Below are 22,258 nucleotides of genomic sequence, written 5' to 3' on the forward strand. Positions count from 1 at the left end.
ATCATGAAAAATTTATTTTTTTTAGGTCCTATTGTAATTCTCTTAATGACATTACAATCCTGCAATGACAAAAAATTAATTGAAGTAGTTGAAGTCCCTTTACCAACTGATATTCAAGAAAAAATAGCCATTGGCTCTCCTGATGACGTGAAAGCTGATGAAGGATCATTTCAAATGGACAAGTTGCCTTATGCTTATGATGCATTATCGCCTAGCATATCAGCCACAACTTTAGAAATGCATTATTCCAAGCACTATCTAACATACACAAATAATTTGAATAGAGCCATAGTAGGAACTCCTTTAGAGAATTTGACAATAGAAGAAGTATTAGCCAAATTAGATCCTAACGATGCTGTAATTCGTAATAATGCCGGTGGATTTTACAATCATTCCTTATATTGGAAATGCATGGCACCAAAATCTGGTGGTGAACCAAGTAATGCATTAGCCGAAGCTATTACAAGAGATTTTGGATCTTTCGATAACTTTACGTCACTATTTAAAGATGAAGCAACAAAACAATTTGGTTCCGGTTGGGCTTGGCTTATAGTTGATAGAACTGGAAAACTTCAAATAACAAGTACCGCAAATCAAGACAATCCTTTGATGCGTAATGCACTTATTCCCGGAACACCAGTATTAGCATTAGATGTTTGGGAACATGCTTATTATCTAGATTACCAATACCGAAGAAAAAATTATATTGATGCATTTTTCAATGTAATTAATTGGAGAAAAGTGGAAGAAAATTACGATGCTGCTGCAAAAAAATAGCGTTCGTTTCTAATCATAAAAAATGCTGATATAAATTTATATCAGCATTTTTTTTATCTTTTTATTAGTATAAAAAACTCTTTTTACAATTGATAAATGAATGATTCTGAAGGTGCGATTGTAATTTGAGCTTTGCCTTCACCATTCAAAACCTGAAGCTGAACAGCACTTTTATGATACAACTGATCCGTTGTAGTATAATTTCCATCTTTCAATTTCCATTTTTGAATGATATCTGAAGGAATTTTTAATTCGAAATTACTGGTCGTAAGCCAAGAAAAATTAGTGACAATTATTAGTTTTTGGGTATCAGACCAGCGTGTGAAAGCATAAATTCCAGGATCGTAACCTTGAGTTGTTTGGCGATTAAGTGTTTGAATTTCTTGGTATTTACCCATTAAAGCCGAACTATTTAACGAGAAATTCAATATTTTTTTATAAAAATCACGCAACTCCTTTTCATCCTTTGTCAACTGACCTCCATCAAATTTCCCGCCGTTCATCCAGCGTTGATGACTCGGAACTCCAATATAATCAAAAATTGATGTTCTGGAATGAGTACCAAATCCTGCATTTTCATTCCCAGCCTCACCTACTTCCTGACCAAAATAAACCATCGTAGGCGAAGTGCTTATGGTAGTCGAAACCACCATCAAAGGCTTTCCTTTTTGTGGCGTTCCAGCAAATTCTGGGCTTGCCAATCGCTGTTCGTCGTGATTGTCCAGAAAATGCAACATGTGATGCTCAATATCTCCCATTCCGTTTTGTATATCTGATAGTCCATCAGGCAGGGATCTTCCTTGAATGATATCTTTTAATTTATCATAGGTTTCTACTTTATCATACAAATAATCCATTTTACCAAGATGAATATAATTTCTGTATTCTTTAGGATTATACACTTCGGCTAATAAAAAAGCATTAGGATTATTTATCTTAATTGCCGAATTCATGTAGCTCCAAAATTCATACGGAACCATTTCGGCCATATCAAATCGAAAACCATCTACTCCTTTTGCAGTCCAATACAACGCAATGTCTTTGAATTTATCCCAAGAATCCGGAACATCTTTTCCTTTCCAAAATTTGAAATGTTCCTGATACGATTTTGAATCAAAACCAGCAGGAAGCTCCGGAAAATCTTTGGAGCCATCCGGACGAATACCATAATTTACTTTTATCGTTTCATACCAGTCATTACGGTCGGGTTTTGCCAAACGAGAACCATTACCAGTCCATTTTGCAGGGCTTTCTGCGAATTTACCATCAATTAATGGATTCTTTTCTCCATTTAATGGTTTGTCCGTGTCCGGGATTTCAAAATGTGTATTTGGAATATAATAGAAGTTATTATCTCTTTTGTATTCAACAGTTGTATCATCATCAGCACCAAAATCTCTAACACCTACCGGATTGCTCTTTCCTTCATATTTGCGCGCAATGTGATTGGGAACAATATCGATAATCACTTTTAATCCCGTTTTGTGAGTTCGCGCAATTAAGGCTTCAAATTCCTGCAAACGATTTTCAGGATTGACTGCCAAATCTGGATTTACATTGTAATAATCTTTTACGGCATATGGAGAACCAGCACGTCCTTTGACCACTTCCGGATCATCATTGGAAATACCAATAGCGGAATAATCCCGTATCACGGCATGATGCGGAACTCCGGTGTACCATATATAAGTAACTCCCAAATCCTTGATTTCCTGCAATGCTGTTTCCGTAAAATCATTGAACTTCCCTACTCCATTTTCCTCAATGGTTCCCCAAGGTTTATTGGTGGTATTTTTATTTCCAAACAATCGGGTAAAAACCTGATATACAACTTCTTTTTTATTATTGACTAACTGTTTCTGTTCTACGTTCATTTTTAAATCTTTCGTTTTACAAGCCGTTGCAAAAAACATCGCGCTTATCCCTGCAACAATAGTTATTTTTTTCATCATAAAAAATTATTTATACTGATTTCAATTCTTTTAATAGCAAAATGAATATCAATTTTTAAATTTAATATTTTTTAAATAAAAGAAGTCTATATCGTTTGAAATTAAATAATTCTGTTTTCAAAAAAGAACACTACAACGAAGGAGTTACGGCATTTGTTGATAACTTTAATAAGGAAAAGTCATAGCTTTGACTCCCCATTGACTAATTATAAATAAATCCTAATATGGATTAGGATTGTTTCCTTTTTCATAAATTTGACAAAAATTAAATCCATTGAAGAAATCACTGTTTTTCCTTTGTTATTGTTTGCTACTGTTTGTCACTAATTTGGTTTTGGCGCAAGCCCCCAAAAAAATTATTGTAGAAAACTCTGATTTTGCCGATGTAAATCAAGTAGAAGTTCCTGATGCTTTATTGCTTATGGGAAACGTACGTGTCAATCATGATGGCGTTGTAATGACATGTAACAAAGCCTATTATTTCCAAAAAGAAAACTACATAAAGGCTTTTGGAAATGTGCAAATGGTTCAAGGTGACACTTTATTTTTGAACAGTAAATATGCGGAATACAACGGAAATGTAAAAAAAGCGTATGCTTCCGGAGATGCCGTAATGAGTTCACCAGATGCAACTTTGACCACAGAAATAATTAATTTTGATCGAAACATTCAAGAAGTATTCTACGACACTCCGGGCACAATTACGAACAAAGACAATACGCTTAAAAGTAATTCAGGAAGATATTACGTTAAACAAAAAAAATTCCAGTTCCTGACTGCGGTTACCATCACAAATCCAACGTATGTAATTAAATCAAATCACTTGGATTATTTCAGTAATTCCGGGCATTCGTATCTTTTTGGGCCTTCAACAATTACCAGTAAAGCCAATTACATTTATACCGAAAAAGGTTTTTATGATACCAAAAAAAATCTGGCGCATTTCCTAAATAAATCCTACATCAGATACGATGATCGGGTCATTAAGGGCGACAGTTTGTATTATGATCGAAACCGTGAATTTGCATCGGCAACACGAAATGTAAAAATAACGGATTCCATCAATCGCGGAATCGTAAAGGGGCATTATGCCGAAGTGTATAAAAAACTGGATTCCATGTATGTGACTAAAAGAGCCGTTGCCGTGAATTTTGTCGAAAATGACTCAGTTTACATCCACGGAAAAAAATTAATGGTTACTGGAAAAGAAGGAAACCGAATTATAAGAGCGTTCAATAATGTTCGATTCTTCAAAACGGACATGAGTGGTAAATGTGATTCGATTCATTCGAGTTCTAAAACAGCTTTGACAAAAATGATTGGCAATCCGATACTTTGGAACGCAGAAAATCAAATTACTGGTGATGTTATGCATCTTATAGGAAATAATACAACAAAAAAACTAGATTCACTCAAAGTGCTCAATAATACATTCATCGTCTCCAAAGACACCATAGGAACTGGCTATAATCAAGTTAAGGGACAAGATCTCTATGGCAAGTTTGAGGAGGGAAAACTTCATTACGTTGATGTCGTAAAAAATGCCGAAGTAATTTATTACATGCGAAACGAAGCGCAAGAGCTCATAGGTATCAACAAAAACAAAAGCAGTAAAATCAACCTTATTATTGAAGATAATGAGGTCGAAACCATTACCTTTTTTCAACAAATAGATGGCGATATTTTTCCGGAAAAGGATTTACCAGAAAATGCCAGAAAACTGCGAGGACTAGTCTGGCGTGGCGATGAACGAATAAAATCGAAGGATGATATTTTTCCTCCCGAAGAAAATGAAGACAACGACAAAATAGCAAAAGCTACCAAGGTGTCTGAAGCCAAAGAGGATATTCCTATGAAAATCCGTAAAGAAACACTGAATTATGATAAGAAGAAAGTGAAAAAATAGTATTAGTGTTCATCCCGAAGTTTCGGGAACAGTTTTCATTCTCAAGCTACAGACAACAGCTTTCAGGATATCCGATTAAAAAATACTTTTAAAAAACTTCGTGAACTTTACGAAAAAAACTTCGTGAACTTTGCGGTTAAATTTCTAAAAAATTGAATACTGATTTCTTAAAATACCAAGCGCAAACCTCACCCTATCCATTGGGTATGGAAGTGTCACATGCTGTAGGTTCTTATATTTACGATACTAATTCTAAGAAATACTTGGATTTTGTAGCTGGAGTTTCGGCTTGCGCTTTGGGACACCAACACCCGAGAGTCAATCAAGCCATCAAAGATCAGTTAGACAAATACTCTCACGTCATGGTGTATGGCGAATATTCACAAAGTCCTGCAGTTCAATATTGCAAATTGTTAGCGTCACACCTGCCCGCTCCTTTAGACAAAACCTACCTGGTCAATTCAGGAACAGAAGCTATTGAAGGTGCCTTAAAACTCGCAAGAAGAACCACCGGAAGAAGTCAGTTGATTTCGTGTCATAATGCGTATCATGGCAATACTATGGGCTCTATGAGTGTCATGGGATTTGAAGAACGTAAACAAATTTTTCGTCCGTTGATTCCTGATGTTGATTTCATCACCTTTAACAACGAAGAAGATTTACAAAAAATAACGATTAAAACAGCAGGAATTATTCTGGAAACCATTCAGGGTGGCGCCGGATTTATTCAGCCACACAATGATTTCCTTAAAAAAGTGCGCGAGCGTTGCACCGAAGTTGGTGCGATGATGATACTGGATGAAATCCAACCGGGCTTCGGGAGAACTGGAAAACTTTTTGGATTTCAGAATTATGATGTAGTTCCTGATATCGTGGTTATGGGAAAAGGAATGGGCGGCGGCATGCCAGTGGGCGCTTTTACGGCTTCCTCTGCTATGATGAATTTGTTAAGCGATAATCCAAAATTAGGACATATCACCACTTTTGGAGGTCACCCTGTCATTGCGTCAGCCTGCTTAGCGACTTTGCAGGAAATAACTGAGACCAATCTCATGGCCGATGCTATGGATAAAGAAAAGCTATTCCGATCACTTTTGGTACATCCTTTGATAGAAGAAATAAGAGGAAAAGGATTGATGCTAGCCGCAATGACCAAAAGTGCCGATATAACAAACGAAGTGATTCTTAAATGTCAAGACAAAGGACTCATTTTATTCTGGTTACTGTTTGAAGGTTGCGCCATTAGAATAACACCTCCTCTAACCATTTCTGAAGAAGAAATACGAGAAGGTTGTAGTATCATACTTGAAGTAATGGATGAAATGATGAGTGAAGAATGATGATTAACGATTTTTGATTGCAGAAGTTGAACGATTGAATATATATTGAAATACCTATTCAAAACAATTAGAAAAATTGGGAGCTATTCCTGCTATCCATTATAATCTTTTACTTTTTAAAGAAAAAAGTAAAAGGATTTCCACTCTTATCACGGCTATGGCATCCGTTTAAACCAACGCTTTTTTTGTTAATTAAATTGTTCACAACAATTCTAACTTTCCCTCACAGTACACGCACGATTCCCTAAATTTATTTAGGCCAAATTAAAAACACACAGTATGCAATTAAGCAACGAAGAAGAAGACTATAACTTATCCCTGTCGAAATTTGAGTCCATGTTGAAAACCAACAAAGTACTCTTTTTCGACTCCGAAGAATTTGAAGAAATTATTCTTCATTATCTCGATATGGGTAAGGCCGCTTTGGCAAAAAAAGCACTAAAACTGGCATTGGAACAACACCCAAAATCTACCGGACTAAAACTAGTTCAGGTGGAAATGCTGGTTTATGATGACAAACTCGAATTAGCCGAAAAGCTCTTGAATGAGTTGTATGCCATTGAACCAACAAATGAAGAAATTTACATTCAAAAAGCCAATATCTGCTCTAAAAGAGACCAACACGAAAAGGCCGTTGAATTATTAAAAATAGCGTTAAAATACACCGATGATTTTGCTGATGTCTATAATTTAATAGGCATGGAATACCTCTTTATGGACAATCTTGAAATGGCAAAAGAAAGCTTTATCAAATGTTTAGAAGAAGATCTGGAAGACCAATCCGCATTGTACAACGTGGTGTATTGTTTTGAATTTTTAGACCAAAACCAAGAAGCAATCAGCTATTTAAAAAAATACATTGACAAAAACCCGTACAGTGAAATTGCCTGGCATCAACTGGGACGTTTGCATTATGGCGTTAAAGAATATGAAAATGCGATTCGCGCCTTTGATTATGCCACATTAATCGATGATGAATTCCTTGGTGCTTTCATGGAAAAAGCAAAAGCGTATGAGCGATTAAAAAAATATGATGAAGCCATTGAAAGCTACAGCAGAACCATCGAATTAGATGATGCAACTTCCTATGCGCTACTTCGAATGGGAAAATGTTATGAAAGACTAGGTAACAAAGCGCTGGCATTAAAATATTTCAATCAAACCGTTCATGAAGATCCACTTTTAGATAAAGGTTGGATTGCCATCACTGACTTTTACGTCCGTCAGAAAAATTACCAAAAAGCGCTATTTTTTGTCAATAAAGCATTAGCCATTGACAACCAAAACCGTTTGTACTGGAAACGTTTTGCTACTATCAACAAGCAAATGAATTTCTTTGAAGAAGCTGAATTTGGATATAGAAAAGCAGTCGAATTTGGTGATTACAGTTTAGATACTTGGTTATTTTGGGTAGATATTTTGCAATTTTTAGGTGAATTCGAAAGTGCTATTCAAACCTTGTTACAAGCCTCAGAATATTTTCCGGAAGAGAACGAAGTGGAATACCGTTTGGCAGGATTGTATTTTATGTTAACTGATAATACTAAAGCAAAATTCCATTTAAGTAATGCTTTACGATTGAATTTTGACAATTACATCCTTTTAGAAGATTTATTCCCGGTAGTTTGGACAAAAAAAATGGTGCAGAATTATATTGCAAAACATAAAAAACAATAATGGTTGATACGGTTATAAAACGCTTTGGATTATTGGGACGTAACATTAGTTATTCCTTTTCGAAAGGATATTTCACTGACAAATTTAGTAACGAAAATTTTGTAGGTTGCAGCTATGAAAATTTTGATATTCCAGAAATAACAGGCTTTCCAGAGGTAATTAAAAACACTGCGGATTTAAAAGGATTGAATGTTACTATTCCGTACAAGGAAACGATAATTCCATTTTTGGATAAATTATCAAAAAAAGCGGAAATAATTGGCGCTGTAAACACCATTAGAATTACCAAAAAAGGAAAATTAAAAGGCTACAATACCGATTACTATGGTTTCAAAAAATCATTAGAACCACTATTGCAACCACACCACAAAAAAGCTTTGATTTTAGGAACTGGAGGCGCTTCAAAAGGAGTCGCTTTTGCTCTGGACGAACTTAATATCCCCTATACTTTTGTTTCGAGAGAAGCCAAAGAAAATGGAATTGATTATGACCGAATCAATGCAACCACATTTGACAATTACCAAATCATTATTAATGCTACTCCGGTAGGAACAAGTCCTAATGTCGATGCGTTTCCATTAATTCCATACGAATTTTTCACAGACAAGCATATTGCTTATGATTTGATTTATAACCCTGCAGAAACCCAATTCCTAAAAAAAGCCAAACAACAGGGCGCACAAATCAAAAATGGTCTGGATATGCTTATTTTTCAAGCAGAGAAAGCCTGGAAGATTTGGAATAAATAATCTAAAAACGGAAATAACTTCATAGACCTATTTGTATGCTTCAGAAAACATTCTTTATTGAATGTTTTTTTTTGTTTGTAATACCATTATGATCTAGAGAAACATAAATTTGAAATCGCAAAACCCTAGCCCTGATGGAAGCGGCATCCTTTTTTGAGAGCCTTTTGGGCGAACAAAAAAGATACAGCGAACAGCAGGAAAACGCTCCAAAAAGAAATATTTTGTAACCTAAAATGACAATAAATAAGGGGTTTTATTTTGTATTTTCATACTGCTTTACTATCTTTCGTGTTGAATCTAATTAGAAACCTTACACATTGAAAAAATGTTAGAAGAAAAGAACGATAACCTGCTTGAGGCAGATGGAAATTTAGAGCACAAAGCTGTTGAATCTAATCAATCAGTACCTGAAAGTTTAGAAAGTGCGTCAATTGAGGAGCCTAGCGATTTTCCGGCAGAGGACAATGTTGTTATTCCAGCTGAAGATGAAGTTGCAAAAACAGAGCCAACTGCTGAGACAGAAAATCAATCGGCCACTGATGCAATAGCAGAATCAAACGCAGAAGAAAGTGAAGATGAAACGCTGAAAGAGCGCCATGAGATCCCGATGCAGGATTACGATACTTTGTCACTTGAATCACTGGTTGACGAGCTTAAAAGTTTGGTTTCTAATGAAAAAGCAATGTCGTTTAAGGATCATATTGAAGAAATTAAAAAAGCATTCTTAGCCAAATACAACCATCTTGTTGAGGAGAAAAAAGAGGAATTCCTTGCAGAAAATCAAGATCCAAATGAAGATTTTCAATACCATTCTCCATTAAAGACTCAATTTGACAAATATTACACTCAATTTAGAGATACTAAAAATACCCATTTCAAAAGTTTACAAACGAATCTGAAAACTAATTTAGAAAACCGTTTGGCAATTGTTGAGGAATTGAAGGAGTTGATTAATCCGCAGGCAAACATCAAAGACACTTTAAAGCATTTTAATGATTTAAGAGAACGATGGAAAAATGCAGGACCGATTCCGAAGGATAAATACAACCACGTTTGGAACAACTTCCATTTTCATGTGGAAAATTTCTACGACTATTTACACTTGGACCGAGAAGCGAGAGACTTGGATTTCAAACATAACTTAGAGCAAAAGCAAAAAATTGTGGCGCGTGTTGAAGAATTGGTGAAAGAAGCCGATATCAATAAAGCGTTTAGAGAATTACAGGATTTACACCGAATCTGGAAAGAAGATATTGGTCCCGTTTCCAGAGAACACCGCGATGAAATTTGGAATAAATTTAGCGATTTGACCAAACAAATGCACGATAAACGTGAGGTTTTATTCGAAAATCAAAGAGGAACAGAACTTGAGAATTTAGAAAAGAAAAAAGAAATAATTGCCAAAATTGAGGTTTTAGCTACGGAGAAAGTCAATGCTCATGCGCAATGGCTAGCTCAAATAGAAAAAGTTGAAGCCTTAAGAACATCTTTTTTCTCTGCAGGTAAAGTACCATCAGAAGTAAATGAGGAAACTTGGGCCGGTTTTAAAACTGCTGTTAGAAATTTTAATTCTTTCAAAAACTCTTTTTATAAAGACATTAAGAAAGATCAAAATGACAATTTAAATAAGAAAACAGCGCTTGTTGCCAAAGCTAGAGAATTACAAGAAAGCACTGATTTTGCCGCTACAACACCTATCATGAAACAAATTCAAGATGAGTGGAAACAGATAGGTCATGTGCCAAGAAAATATTCCGATAAGATCTGGAAAGAGTTTAAAGATGCCTGCAACCATTATTTTGACAAGTTAAAAGAGCAGAAAAACGAAGAAAACAGTGAAGAAGTAGAAGCTTTTGATAATAAAAAAGCCTACTTAGAAACGTTGAGAGAATTTCAGTTGACTGGAGACCATAAAACGGATTTAGACGCAATTAAATTACATATCGAAACTTGGAAAAGCTTTGGAAAAGTACCTTTCCCAAGAAGACATATTGAAGGGAAATTCAATAAAATCCTGGATGCACTTTTTGAAAAATTGAGTTTGAGTAAAAAAGATACTGATATGATGCGTTTCGCTAATAGAATGGATCATTTATCAGAAAGTCATGATACTCGCAAACTTGACAATGAAAAGATTTTTATCATGCGTAAAATTGACGAAGTACAGAACGAAATTTTCCAATTGGAAAATAACATTCAGTTCTTCACCAATACGAGAAATGCAAAAAAAGAAAATTCAATTGTATTAGAGGTCCGCAAAAACATCGCTATTCATAAAGAAAGTCTTGATGTTTGGAAAGAAAAACTAAAACAATTGAGAAATTTGAAAATAGAGTAATTTTTGATATTATTTTATAACTATAAGCCTCGGACAATATTAGTTCGGGGCTTTTTTATAAAAACGATTTTCTGCATTCAAATTTTATCTTTCATTTATTAGAAATAATTATAGTAATCAACAGCAAAATTTTATTTTTACAAAATGAATTGGTTTCGAAAAACACTTATTTTTATTGGACTTTTAATAGTTTTTTTATTTGCTTTTAGTGCAAATGAAGTTCCTGTTCAAACCATTAAAATAGAAAAGTCAAATTCTTCATTGTCTGCGAACAGCATTCATTCTTCAGATTTCATACAACCTCAAGTAAGTAACACATTTACTTCCTATCATAAAACTCCTGATTATACGATTGCAAAATATCTGGAAAATTTTCTGAATGTAATTCCGGATTTTAAAAGTAGTATATTCTTTATTCGTTTTGCGAAACAAGACATCAATCGATGTGAGATGGTTTCGCTGTTACTCTTTCCTTTCCATTTTTTTTGGTGATTTGAAACACTGATTTCGTAAATTGAAGATATAGTATCTTCCCTTTTGAATTGATTTCCTTTAGATTTCAGTTCAACTTATCATGTTTTACAAATAACTAAAAAATAAAAATGGATACTTCCGTAACTATAATTGGATTAATATTAACTTTAATAATTGCCATTCCTCTACTCTATTCCGTGAGGTCATCTTCAATTAACAAAGCAAAAATCAAAGCCATAAAAAATAAGTTCAGTCAAAACAATCACTTTACTTTTGAAATAACCGAAACACAAAACAAAAAAGTCTTGGCTTTAGACGAAAAAAACAAAGGGTTTCTTTTAATGGATTTTAGTGCTAAGGAAGAAGTTGTTTCTTTTGTAGATTTAAATACAATTCAATCCTGCAAACTGATTCCAACAACGGAGAATAACACTGCTACGATTTTAAAAATTGAATTTGAATTTCAATACAAAGATGGCAAAAAAACAGAGTTTATACCATTTTACAAAATTGAGAATGATCAAATTGGTCAAGTTTGTTTATACGAAGATCATCAATTAGCCAAAAAATGGACTAAAATAATTCAGGATTGCATTACTATTTAAACAACAAATTTCTTTAATAAGAGGCTTTTAAGCCTCTTATTTTTTTTCCAAAAGGTTTCTTCAATATGATAATTATCATTTTAATAGTTGAGTAGTCGTTCTACTTTTGAATAACAATAAATGATTTTGCCATGAAAAATTCCTTAATACAAAAATACAATGTTCTGGGGCCAAGATACACCAGTTATCCTACAGTTCCGTATTGGGATGAAACGGATTTTACGGATGAAATCTGGGCTAAAACATTAAAAAAATCCTTTCAAGCGAGTAATTCTTCAGAAGGTATTAGTTTGTATATCCATTTGCCTTTTTGCGAAAGCTTATGTACTTTTTGTGGCTGTAACAAGCGTATTACAAAAAATCACAGCGTAGAAAATCCGTATATAGTAGCAGTTTTAAAAGAATGGACCTTATATTGTAAAATTCTTGGCGAAAAGCCAACTATAAAAGAGATTCATTTGGGTGGTGGAACTCCCACATTTTTTTCTACCAAAAATTTAGAGGATTTAATAAATGGTATTTTTGTTCATGCCAAAAAAGCAAAAGATCATGAATTTAGTTTTGAAGGCCATCCGAATAACACTTCCCATGAGCATTTGCTAAAACTCTACGATTTAGGTTTTAGAAGAGTAAGTTTTGGCGTTCAGGATTATTCCGAGAAAGTACAAAAAGCAATTCACCGTTTACAGCCTTTTCATAATGTAGCAAAAGTTACTTTTTGGGCCAGAGAAATTGGATATACTTCCATAGGTCACGATATTATTTTTGGACTGCCTTTTCAGGAAATAGAGGATGTAATTGATACGATTGAGAAAACAAAATCATTACAACCCGACCGATTGGCATTTTACAGTTACGCGCACGTTCCTTGGATTAAGGGAAATGGACAACGCGGTTTTAACGACGAAGACATTCCAAAAGATGATAAAAAGAGAATACTTTATGAAACCGGTAAAAAATTATTGTATGAAAACGGGTATCATGAAATAGGAATGGATCATTTTGCGTTAGAGACTGACAGTTTATACGATGCTTTCCAAAACGGAACATTACACCGCAATTTCATGGGGTACAGTTCATCCAAAACACAATTAATGATTGGATTGGGCGTTTCTTCCATTAGTGACAGTTGGTACAGTTTTGCACAGAATGTAAAAAACTTGGAGGACTATTATCAAATTTTAGAATGGAACAAATTACCGGTTTTTAGAGGGCATTTATTGACCGATGAAGACCTCATCATCCGAAAACACATTCTGAATTTAATGTGCCAATTTGAAACTTCCTGGGAAAATAAAGAGGGTTATTTCAATGAAATTCCAGAGGTTATAATTAAGTTGAAAGAAATGGAAAATGACGGATTACTTATAATTAAAGACAATGGAATTGCCGTTACTGAAAAAGGAAAACCTTATGTTCGTAATATTTGTATGGCATTCGATCTACGCTTGAAAAGAAAAGCACCGGAAACCGAATTGTTTTCGATGACAATTTAATGTTTCTCAATCTTACAAAATAAAAAAGCACGCCTAGCAGCGTGCTTTTTCTATGCTAAACTATTAGAAAATTAGTGACAATTTGGATCGGCTTGAATAAATAAACTCATATTGGATGGCGAAATATAAGGAATTCCTAATCCCAATCCTCTCAAAATAAATAAGCAGCCAATACATACCGCTACATATGGAATCGCTTTTTGGATTCGGTTCCGAATAGGAATTGTGAGAAATGAATTGATATACACAACGCTGCTCATCATAGGAACGGTTCCTAATCCGAATAGAATCATATACAGAACACCCAAACTTTCACTTTGCATGGCGATAGCACCAAACAAAGCTACATAAACCATTCCGCAGGGTAAAAAACCATTCAGCAAACCAATCGTGAACAGGGATTTGTAACTTTTGTTTCTAAACTGACTTCCTAAAGCTGTTTTTATTTTTGAAATTAATTTAAAAACCGGTTTTGAAAAATTGTATTTTGCAAAAATTTTATCAGGCGTTAAAACTATAAGAATCATGGCTACACCAATAAATATGGATAAATTCTGTTGTAAACCGGCCAAGAAGAAACCTTTTCCAAGCAGTCCAAAAACAAAGCCTATTGTCGCATACGCCGTTAATCTTCCTAAATGATAAGTAATGATTTGAGTTGCTTTTTTAGTCTGATTCGTTCTGTCTACAGGCAACATCATAGCAATAGGGCCGCACATACCAATGCAGTGAAAACTACTTATTAAACCGAAAATAAAGGCAGTGTAAAGCATTTTTTTATTCTAATGTTAAAGTTAAAAGGGCTTAAAGCCAATTGATGTACTTTAAAACTTTTTACTGTAAGACTAATTAATATATATCGTTTCTTTAGTCAAATACGATTTTCCATCGTATTGCCATTCCATATTAATGTCCCATCGACCGCCTGCCAAACTTTTTTTAGGTATGAGCAAAGTAGTAGCATCAGATAGTGAAATTGGAATTTCAAAATCTAATTTTTTATTAGACGGCCTGTAAAGGGACACTTTACCTTTGATATTTTTTGGATCAAAAACTTTTGGAAATACTATTTCAATTCCATTCGAAACACTACTAATTGTTGGCTTTTGAGCCAAATCAGCTGCATTTTGTACACGAGCCATTTCATCTCCAAAATGCGCATCATGTTTATAATATTCTTCTACAACTAACTCATTATCGTATTTTGAATCGGATTGAACCGTAAAAACAAAATACAAAATGAAGGTTATAAACAAACCAAAAGCGATTACGATTCCTGTTCCCCAGCTTATTTTCATGATATTATATTTAATTTTTTGAACCTCAAATTGGATACAATTTAATCAAAACTACGTGGACTTAAAAAATTAGTGGTCGCCGTTTCAATTTTTTTGTTTCCATTATACACCTCAATCTTCAATTTTGTTTTATCACTATCCAATAAATTTTGGTTGATTTCAACAAATAAGGTTCCACCATTCATCCCTTGTTTGGGCACCTTTAATTCTTGTTTTCCAACCACTTTTAAAGTCCCATTTATTCCAACAAGTTTAAAATGAATATCGTCAAAGTCATTATTTGTTTTATTGATAATTTTAAAAGTATATATGTTACTGATATTTTCGCCTTTGTGCTGAAACAATTGTCCTGGCAATCTTAAAATACTAGCTTCAACATCCGAACGCAAGAACAATAATCCAATCAAAATTCCTGTTAGAATGAATAATACAGCTGAATACCCTTTCATTCTAGGCGTGAACTTGAACTTTATTTTTTTCTCAATTTCATCTTCAGAAGCGTATCTGATGAGTCCTTTGGGCAAACCAACGCTATCCATAATTGTATCGCATTCATCAATACAAGCGGTGCAATTAATGCATTCCATTTGTGTCCCGTTACGGATGTCAATTCCGGTTGGACAAACATTTACACATTGTTTACAATCGATGCAATCGCCTTTTCCAGTAGTCGCTCTGTCTTCTTGCTTGTTGAATTTAGCACGGCCTACTTCTTTTTCTCCACGAACAAAATCGTACGCAACATTTATAGATTTATCATCTAATAAAACGCCTTGCAATCTTCCGTAAGGACAAGCTATGATACAAACCTGTTCTCTAAACCAAGCAAAAATAAAATAGAAAACTCCTGTAAAGATGAATAAAGAAACCAAAGTACTAACATGGTTTTCAGGCCCTTCTTCAATCATTAAAAGTAACTTGTCGCTACTGATAAGATATGCCAGAAACACATTGGCAATGAAAAAAGAAATGATTAGGAAAATAGTCCATTTTATGCCTTTCTTTCTGATCTTCTCTGCATTCCATTCTTGTTTTTCCAAACGAATTTGGGCACCACGATCTCCTTCAATCCAATATTCTATTCTGCGGAAAACCATTTCTAAAAAGATGGTCTGCGGACAAATCCATCCGCAAAATATCCGTCCAAAAATCACCGTAAAAAGGATGACGAAAACTACCCCGATAATCATGAAGAGCACAAAAAGATAAAAATCCTGCGGCCAAAAAGGAAATCCGAAAATATTAAATCGGCGTTCCAATATATTGAACATCATAAATTGATTCCCATTTATCTTTATAAAAGGATTCGCAACAAGTACAATCAGTAAAAAATAACTCACCCATTTCCTGTAATCATAGAACTTTCCAGAAGGCTTTTTGGGGAAAATAAATTTTCTGTTTCCTTCTTCATCAATCGTTCCAATGGTATCTCTAAACGCTTCGTCTGGTAATTTTGACATTTTTTTTTATTTAAAACACAAGTTCAAAATAATTATTAAGCTAAATAAAAACGTGTGTTTCTAATAGTTATTTAACTGCAACAGTAACATTTTCTTCTACCCAAACCTCACCTTCCGGAGCTTTAGGATCTGGTGGGTTACTTCCTTTTAAGGATAAGATATAACTGGCAACTTTCTGCATTTCTTTAGGTTTCAATGTGCCTTTCCAAGAAATCATTCCTTTTCCGTCACGTCCTCCATTTACAAGTGTATGAAATACATTTTTTATTCCTCCCCCTAAAATCCATTTATCATCCGTAAGATTTGGACCAATTTGTCCTCCGGCATCGGCTCTGTGACAGGCCGCACAATTGGTTGTGAAAATTTCTTTTCCAGCTGCTAAATCTGCAGGATCTGTCAGTAAGGTCACTGTTTTTTCATCCATCATGTCCGGTGCAGTTTTCATGTATTCTGCAATGTCAATTTTGGCTTGTGCCACTTCTTTCTTAAGCTCCATTTCCTGATTATCAGCACCTAACACTTCAAATCGCACCATATAAACAACTCCAAAGATGATACAAGCATAAAATAGGTACACCCACCATGGCGGCAAATTGTTGTCTAATTCTTTGATACCGTCGTAATCGTGGTCCAATAACAACTGATCTTCATTATCCAACGACTCTGTTTTAGTCAATTTCGTCATCAATTTCTTATACCATTCACTATCCTTGAAACTTAAATTATTTGCTTCATTTAATTGGATTTTTTGTTCCTCGGTCAACAAGTGATACGTAATATTATCTACTGCACTAACGGTAATTTCTATTGCTATCAAAAGGAACAGAAACACGAATAAGAATACGGAAACCATTGGGAATTTTATAAAAGCAGGTCTGTCTCCTGAGTCAATAAAATATTCCATTGCCATAAATACAGCGAAGAAAATAACAGGTACCCTAACGTATGCTGGAATTAATTTTTTCATTTTCTAAATTTTAAAAAATTATACTATTTAGTTGTCTCTCAGTGGAATTTGACTTAATTCACTAATCGTTTCTTTTTTATAGGAGAACACCCATAAACCAAGGCCTACGAAAAAGACGAAAAAAATCAATAGGGATAAGATGGGATAAATCGCCACACCTTCAATCGTTTCCATATTATGTTTTATTTGTTCGAACATGACTTTTATTTTTTAGCAATATCTTTTACTTTAATATCGGTTCCCAGTCTTTGCATGTAAGCAATTAAGGCAACGATTTCTCTTTCGTTCATTGGAACAAATTTTTCTCCTCTGGCTTCGGCTTTTTTCTTGCTTTCGTCATAGCTTTTCACAAAGTCAGGATCATTTTTCAAGCTTTCTTCAATTGCAACAGCTTGTTTTCTTAAATCATCTAAACCGCTTGCAATTTGAGCTTCAGTATAAGGAACTCCAAGCGTTACCATAGCTTGCATTTTCTTTTGAGTCAAAGAAACATCCATCGGTTTATTATCAAAAAGCCATTTGTAACCTGGCATAATAGATCCTGCAGATATACTTTGTGGATTCCAGAAGTGGTTAAAATGCCAATTGTCATTGTATTTTGCTCCAACTCTTAATAAATCCGGGCCTGTACGTTTTGATCCCCAAAGGAATGGATGATCGTAAACGAATTCACCAGCTTTAGATTGTGGTCCATAACGTTCTACTTCACTACGGAACGGACGAACTGACTGAGAGTGACACCCTACACAACCTTCACGGATGTATAAATCACGTCCTTCTAATTCTAGTGGAGAATACGGTTTAACACTGGCAATGGTCGGAATATTAGATTTAACCATAATTGTAGGAACAATTTGGATAACACCTCCAATTAAAATAGCGACAGTTGCCAAAATAGTTAACTGGATAGGTTTTCTTTCTAACCAAGGGTGAAATTTTTCTCCTTTTACTCTACCCGCACTAATTTTTACTAACTCAGGAGCTTCCGCTAATTCGTCTTCAATTTTAGAACCTAATCGAACCGTTTGAATAATGTTATACACCAAAGTAAACATTCCGATTAAATAAAGGGTTCCACCAATAGCTCTCATCCAATACATTGGCATAATTTGAGTTACTGTTTCCAGAAAGTTACCATACGTTAAAGTTCCGTCCGGGTTAAATTGTTTCCACATAGATGCTTGTAAAAAGCCGGCAACATACATTGGAATAGTATATAATATGATTCCCAAAGTACCAATCCAAAAGTGAAAATTAGCTAATTTAAGAGAGTACAAACTACTTTTAGTCATTCTAGGAACCAACCAATAAATCATACCAAAGGCCATGAATCCGTTCCAAGCCAATGCACCTACGTGAACGTGAGCAATAATCCAATCCGTGTAATGCGCAATAGCATTTACGTTTTTCAAGGATAACATTGGGCCTTCAAAAGTTGCCATTCCGTAACCGGTAATTGCTACTACGAAGAATTTTAAAACAGGTTCCACACGTACTTTATCCCAAACCCCTCTCAAGGTTAATAATCCGTTTATCATTCCACCCCAAGATGGAGCAATCAACATAATAGAGAAAGCAACTCCTAAATTTTGCGCCCAGTTAGGCAAAGCAGAATATAATAAATGGTGCGGTCCTGCCCAGATGTAAATGAAAATCAACGACCAAAAGTGAACTATTGACAATCTATAAGAATATACCGGACGATTTGCCGCTTTTGGAACAAAATAATACATCAATCCTAAGAAAGGTGTAGTCAAGAAAAACGCAACCGCATTATGACCGTACCACCATTGCACCAAAGCATCTTGCACCCCTGCGTAAACAGAATAACTTTTCATTCCAGAAACCGGTAATGCCAAACTATTGAAAATATGCAAAACCGCAACCGTTACGAATGTCGCCAAGTAAAACCAGATGGCAACATATAAATGGCGCTCTCTACGTTTTAAAATTGTTCCAATCATATTGATACCAAAAACAACCCAGATCAATGCAATTGCGATATCTATTGGCCACTCCAGTTCGGCATATTCTTTAGAGGTACTGTATCCAAGTGGCAACGAAATAGCTGCCGCTACGATTATTAATTGCCATCCCCAGAAATTAAGATTACTCAAAAAATCGCTGAACATTCTGGCTTTCAACAAGCGCTGCAAGGAATAATAAATACCCGCAAACATTGCGTTCCCTACAAAGGCAAAAATAACCGCATTGGTGTGTAAAGGTCTTAATCGACCGTAACTCAACCACGAAATCCCATCGGTAATATTTGGAAAAAGAAACATAAAGGCCAATGTAAGTCCTACTAACATTCCTACTACTCCAAAAACAATGGTCGCGTAAATGAAGTTTTTTACAATTTTGTTATCATAATAAAACTGCTGCATTTCCATAAATAAAAAAATTAAATGATTGAAAAATTTAAAAAATTACTGGTGAATATCACAAAGTCTCCTGGCTTTCGATGTTTGACTTCTCAACTTTGGGCTGTATTAGCTCGTCGTCAAATAGCATTCTGACTGAGGGTGTATAATCATCGTCATATTGCCCAGTTTTTACTGCCCTTATAAAAGCAATAAAAAAACCAATGGCGACTATTATACTGATGGAGATTAATAAATAAATGACACTCATACCTTAATTTGTGTTAACAAAGTTACTTTTACGTTTCCAAGTAAAATATGACATTTATCATACTTATTACTTTTGTTAAATAAATGTGAAGAAAAAACTAAATCGTACTCCATTCTATTTGTTCCGAGCATAATAACTACTCATCACTGTTACAAAACTCACAATAGTTATTGTACTCAACGGCATGATAATAGCTGCAACCAAAGGCAATAAATTCCCGGTTATAGCAAATGATAATCCAACCACATTGTACAATAAGGAAAGTCCAAAACTCATTTTGATGGTCGTAATCGCATTCTTCGATAATTTCAAGAAATAATTCAATTTTTGAAATTCGCTGGCATCCAAAATAGCGTCACAAGCCGGTGAAAAAACATTGACATTTTCAGAAATCGAAATCCCAACATTGCTTTGGGCCAAAGCTCCGGCATCATTTAATCCATCGCCTACCATCATCACATTTTTGCCTTGTTCCTGTAAGTTTTTAATAAATTCTAATTTCTGTTCCGGTTTCTGATTGAAAATCAATTCCGTGCCTTTCGGCAAAAGTTGTTCAAGAATAGTGCGTTCGCCTTCGTTGTCCCCTGACAAAACTTTGATCTGATAGTTGCTTTTCAAATTTTCAAAAAGTTCTTCCAAACCTTCCCTGTATTGATTATTAAAAATGAATTTTCCGTAATAAACAGTATTGATCTTAATATGAACCGATGTTTGCTGAACGTTCTTTTCTTCGATTTTTTCTACAAAATCGGCAGAACCAATCTGGACTTGGTGACCAAAAATCTGTGCTTGAATTCCTTTTCCGGTGATTTCTTCAAAATGATCCACTTTTAATTTTTTGGCTTCATTTCCTGATTTACTTTGCAAAATTGGAATAGGCAAATAATCATATAGCATGCGGCTTAACGGATGATTCGAGGCGCGAAGTACATTCTTTACCAGCAATAAATTCTCATCGGAAAGAACGGTTCCTTCATAAGAAATATTCGATTTTTTATTGGTGGTAATCGTTCCTGTTTTATCAAAAACAATGGTATCTACCTTCGCCAATTGTTCAATAACCAAAGCATTTTTGAGATAGAATTTCTGTTTTCCTAATATTCGCAATACATTCCCAAAAGTGAATGGCGCCGTCAATGCCAAAGCACAAGGACAAGCAACGATAAGCACTGCCGTAAACACATTGAAGGCAGTATTGGCATCTATAAAGATCCAATAGCCAAATCCTGCAAAAGCAATCAGTAATAAAATAGGTGTAAAATAACGGCTAATGCTATCGGTAATCGTTTTGTGTTTTTGCTCTACATTTTTTTGGAACACATCATTGCTCCATAATTGCGTCAGATAACTTTGGGAAACAGAATGTAAAACTTCCATTTCAATTACTTTTCCTATTTGTTTTCCTCCTGCAAAAACTTTGTCTCCAGATTGTTTCGTAATAGGAATTGCTTCTCCGGTAACAAAACTATAATCGATTTCTGCCTTTTCAGAAATTAGAATCCCATCAACAGGAATCAGTTCTTGGTTTCTAATGAGTAATCGATCGCCTTTTTCAACTTCGTAAATTGCCACACTTTCCTCTGATAAATCCGAATTGATTTTGGTAATCGCTATTGGAAAATAGGACTTAAAATCCCTTTCGAAACTCAAAAAACTATAGGTTTTGATTTGGAACATTTTCCCTAAAAGCATAAAGAAAATCAATCCTGTTAAGCTGTCAAAAAAACCGGAACCGTAATCCATAACAATATCAAACGTACTTCGCACAAACATCACCACAATTCCTAAAGCAATAGGAATATCGATGTTAAGCATTTTAGTTTTGATACTTTTATACGCAGAAACATAATAACCACTTGCCGAGTAAAAGAAACTCGGTATCGCTAAAGCAAAAATCAACCAACGGAAGAAGCCACGGTATTGGTCTAACCAAAATTCTTTTACTTCAAAATATTCCGGAAACGAAAGCAACATAATGTTCCCAAAACAGAAGAAAGCAACGCCAAGTTTATAAGTCAAACTTCTATCTACATCATTACTTCCCGTTTCATAGTTTTCTAAACTAATATAGGGTTCATAACCAATGGAACTCAATAAATAAACAATCGTTTTGATAGAAACAACTTCTGGATTGAAGGTGATTCGGACTCTTTTTTCAGGAAAATTAACCTGCGAAGTGCTTATTCCTTTTTGAAGACGCTGTAGATTTTCCAGAATCCAAATACACGAGCTACAATGAATATGTGGAATACTAAGTGAAATAATTGCGGTTGAATTTTCTTGAAATTCCAATAATTTGGATACAATACTCTCATTGTCTAAAAAATCATATTTACCATTAATATCTTGCGGGGTTGCTCCAGGGGATTTTTCAAAATCATAATAACACGTCAAATCATTTATACTGAAAATTTCGTAAACCGTTTTACAACCGTTACAACAGAAATTTTTAGCATCAAAAATAATTTCGTCTTCTTTAATAATGTCTAAACCACAATGGAAACAGTTTTGTGTGTCCATAACTTTGCTCATTTTACCTGGAACAAAGGTCATTTATCGAATGAGTTAAAAATATGATATTTGTC

General features: G+C 34.6%; 18 protein-coding genes. 9 read left to right on the forward strand and 9 right to left on the reverse strand.

Translation table 11 applies throughout. The features are described 5' to 3' along the window. Positions 1–3: 3 nt before the first annotated feature. Complete coding sequence (locus DR871_RS09895) at positions 4–777, forward strand: superoxide dismutase (protein WP_113666145.1); 774 nt, start codon at positions 4–6, stop codon at positions 775–777. An 83-nt stretch (positions 778–860) separates the two neighbouring features. Here DR871_RS09895 and DR871_RS09900 read toward each other — a convergent pair whose 3' ends face one another. Beyond that, complete coding sequence (locus tag DR871_RS09900) at positions 861–2,729, reverse strand: alpha-amylase family protein (protein ID WP_113666146.1); 1,869 nt, start codon at positions 2,727–2,729, stop codon at positions 861–863. A gap of 274 nt (positions 2,730–3,003) precedes the next feature. On the opposite strand from DR871_RS09900, the gene DR871_RS09905 reads away from it, so the two are divergent. The 8 genes from DR871_RS09905 (at position 3,004) to hemN (ending at position 13,314) form a co-directional block, all read left to right on the forward strand. Then, complete coding sequence (locus DR871_RS09905) at positions 3,004–4,635, forward strand: OstA-like protein (protein ID WP_113666147.1); 1,632 nt, start codon at positions 3,004–3,006, stop codon at positions 4,633–4,635. A gap of 152 nt (positions 4,636–4,787) precedes the next feature. After that, a complete protein-coding gene (locus DR871_RS09910; RefSeq protein ID WP_113666148.1) occupies positions 4,788–5,975 on the forward strand; it encodes an aspartate aminotransferase family protein in 1,188 nt (395 codons plus the stop codon). A gap of 279 nt (positions 5,976–6,254) precedes the next feature. Continuing rightward, complete coding sequence (locus DR871_RS09915) at positions 6,255–7,652, forward strand: tetratricopeptide repeat protein (RefSeq protein WP_113666149.1); 1,398 nt, start codon at positions 6,255–6,257, stop codon at positions 7,650–7,652. Beyond that, positions 7,652–8,401: a shikimate dehydrogenase family protein gene (locus tag DR871_RS09920; protein WP_113666150.1), complete on the forward strand. Its 750-nt coding sequence runs from the start codon at positions 7,652–7,654 to the stop codon at positions 8,399–8,401. Before DR871_RS09915 ends, DR871_RS09920 begins: the two co-directional genes overlap by 1 nt. A gap of 325 nt (positions 8,402–8,726) precedes the next feature. Beyond that, positions 8,727–10,739 (forward strand): DUF349 domain-containing protein, encoded by a 2,013-nt coding sequence (locus DR871_RS09925; protein ID WP_113666151.1) that lies wholly within the window; start codon positions 8,727–8,729, stop codon positions 10,737–10,739. Positions 10,740–10,883: 144 nt separating this feature from the next. Next, a complete protein-coding gene (locus tag DR871_RS09930; RefSeq protein ID WP_113666152.1) occupies positions 10,884–11,231 on the forward strand; it encodes a hypothetical protein in 348 nt (115 codons plus the stop codon). Between the two features lie 110 nt (positions 11,232–11,341). Continuing rightward, positions 11,342–11,818, forward strand: coding sequence for a hypothetical protein (locus DR871_RS09935; protein WP_113666153.1), 477 nt, complete (start codon positions 11,342–11,344; stop codon positions 11,816–11,818). Between the two features lie 131 nt (positions 11,819–11,949). Then, positions 11,950–13,314, forward strand: a complete 1,365-nt coding sequence (hemN, locus tag DR871_RS09940) for an oxygen-independent coproporphyrinogen III oxidase (RefSeq protein WP_113666154.1) — start codon at positions 11,950–11,952, stop codon at positions 13,312–13,314. 71 nt (positions 13,315–13,385) lie between these two features. On the opposite strand, the gene DR871_RS09945 is transcribed toward hemN, so the two are convergent. The 8 genes from DR871_RS09945 to DR871_RS09980 all read right to left on the reverse strand — a co-directional run bounded on the left by DR871_RS09945 (position 13,386) and on the right by DR871_RS09980 (position 22,193). Further along, a complete protein-coding gene (locus tag DR871_RS09945; RefSeq protein WP_113666155.1) occupies positions 13,386–14,087 on the reverse strand; it encodes a sulfite exporter TauE/SafE family protein in 702 nt (233 codons plus the stop codon). 72 nt (positions 14,088–14,159) lie between these two features. After that, a complete protein-coding gene (locus DR871_RS09950; protein ID WP_113666156.1) occupies positions 14,160–14,612 on the reverse strand; it encodes a FixH family protein in 453 nt (150 codons plus the stop codon). Positions 14,613–14,653: 41 nt separating this feature from the next. Next, positions 14,654–16,072: a cytochrome c oxidase accessory protein CcoG gene (gene ccoG, locus DR871_RS09955; RefSeq protein ID WP_113666157.1), complete on the reverse strand. Its 1,419-nt coding sequence runs from the start codon at positions 16,070–16,072 to the stop codon at positions 14,654–14,656. A gap of 67 nt (positions 16,073–16,139) precedes the next feature. Further along, a complete protein-coding gene (locus DR871_RS09960) occupies positions 16,140–17,039 on the reverse strand; it encodes a cbb3-type cytochrome c oxidase N-terminal domain-containing protein (protein ID WP_113666158.1) in 900 nt (299 codons plus the stop codon). A 27-nt stretch (positions 17,040–17,066) separates the two neighbouring features. Further along, positions 17,067–17,237 carry a CcoQ/FixQ family Cbb3-type cytochrome c oxidase assembly chaperone gene (locus DR871_RS09965; protein ID WP_113634284.1) on the reverse strand — a complete coding sequence of 57 codons (171 nt, stop codon included), beginning with the start codon at positions 17,235–17,237 and terminating at the stop codon, positions 17,067–17,069. Between the two features lie 5 nt (positions 17,238–17,242). Next, the gene (gene ccoN, locus DR871_RS09970) at positions 17,243–19,432 is read right to left on the reverse strand and encodes a cytochrome-c oxidase, cbb3-type subunit I (protein WP_113666159.1); all 2,190 of its coding nucleotides are present in this window, start codon (positions 19,430–19,432) and stop codon (positions 17,243–17,245) included. 49 nt (positions 19,433–19,481) lie between these two features. Beyond that, positions 19,482–19,673 carry a cbb3-type cytochrome oxidase assembly protein CcoS gene (ccoS, locus tag DR871_RS09975; RefSeq protein WP_113634286.1) on the reverse strand — a complete coding sequence of 64 codons (192 nt, stop codon included), beginning with the start codon at positions 19,671–19,673 and terminating at the stop codon, positions 19,482–19,484. A 114-nt stretch (positions 19,674–19,787) separates the two neighbouring features. Beyond that, positions 19,788–22,193 carry a heavy metal translocating P-type ATPase gene (locus DR871_RS09980; protein ID WP_113666485.1) on the reverse strand — a complete coding sequence of 802 codons (2,406 nt, stop codon included), beginning with the start codon at positions 22,191–22,193 and terminating at the stop codon, positions 19,788–19,790. Between the last annotated feature and the right edge of the window lie 65 nt (positions 22,194–22,258).

Source organism: Flavobacterium petrolei, assembly GCF_003314435.2.
In the GTDB taxonomy this organism is placed as follows: Bacteria; Bacteroidota; Bacteroidia; order Flavobacteriales; family Flavobacteriaceae; genus Flavobacterium; species Flavobacterium petrolei.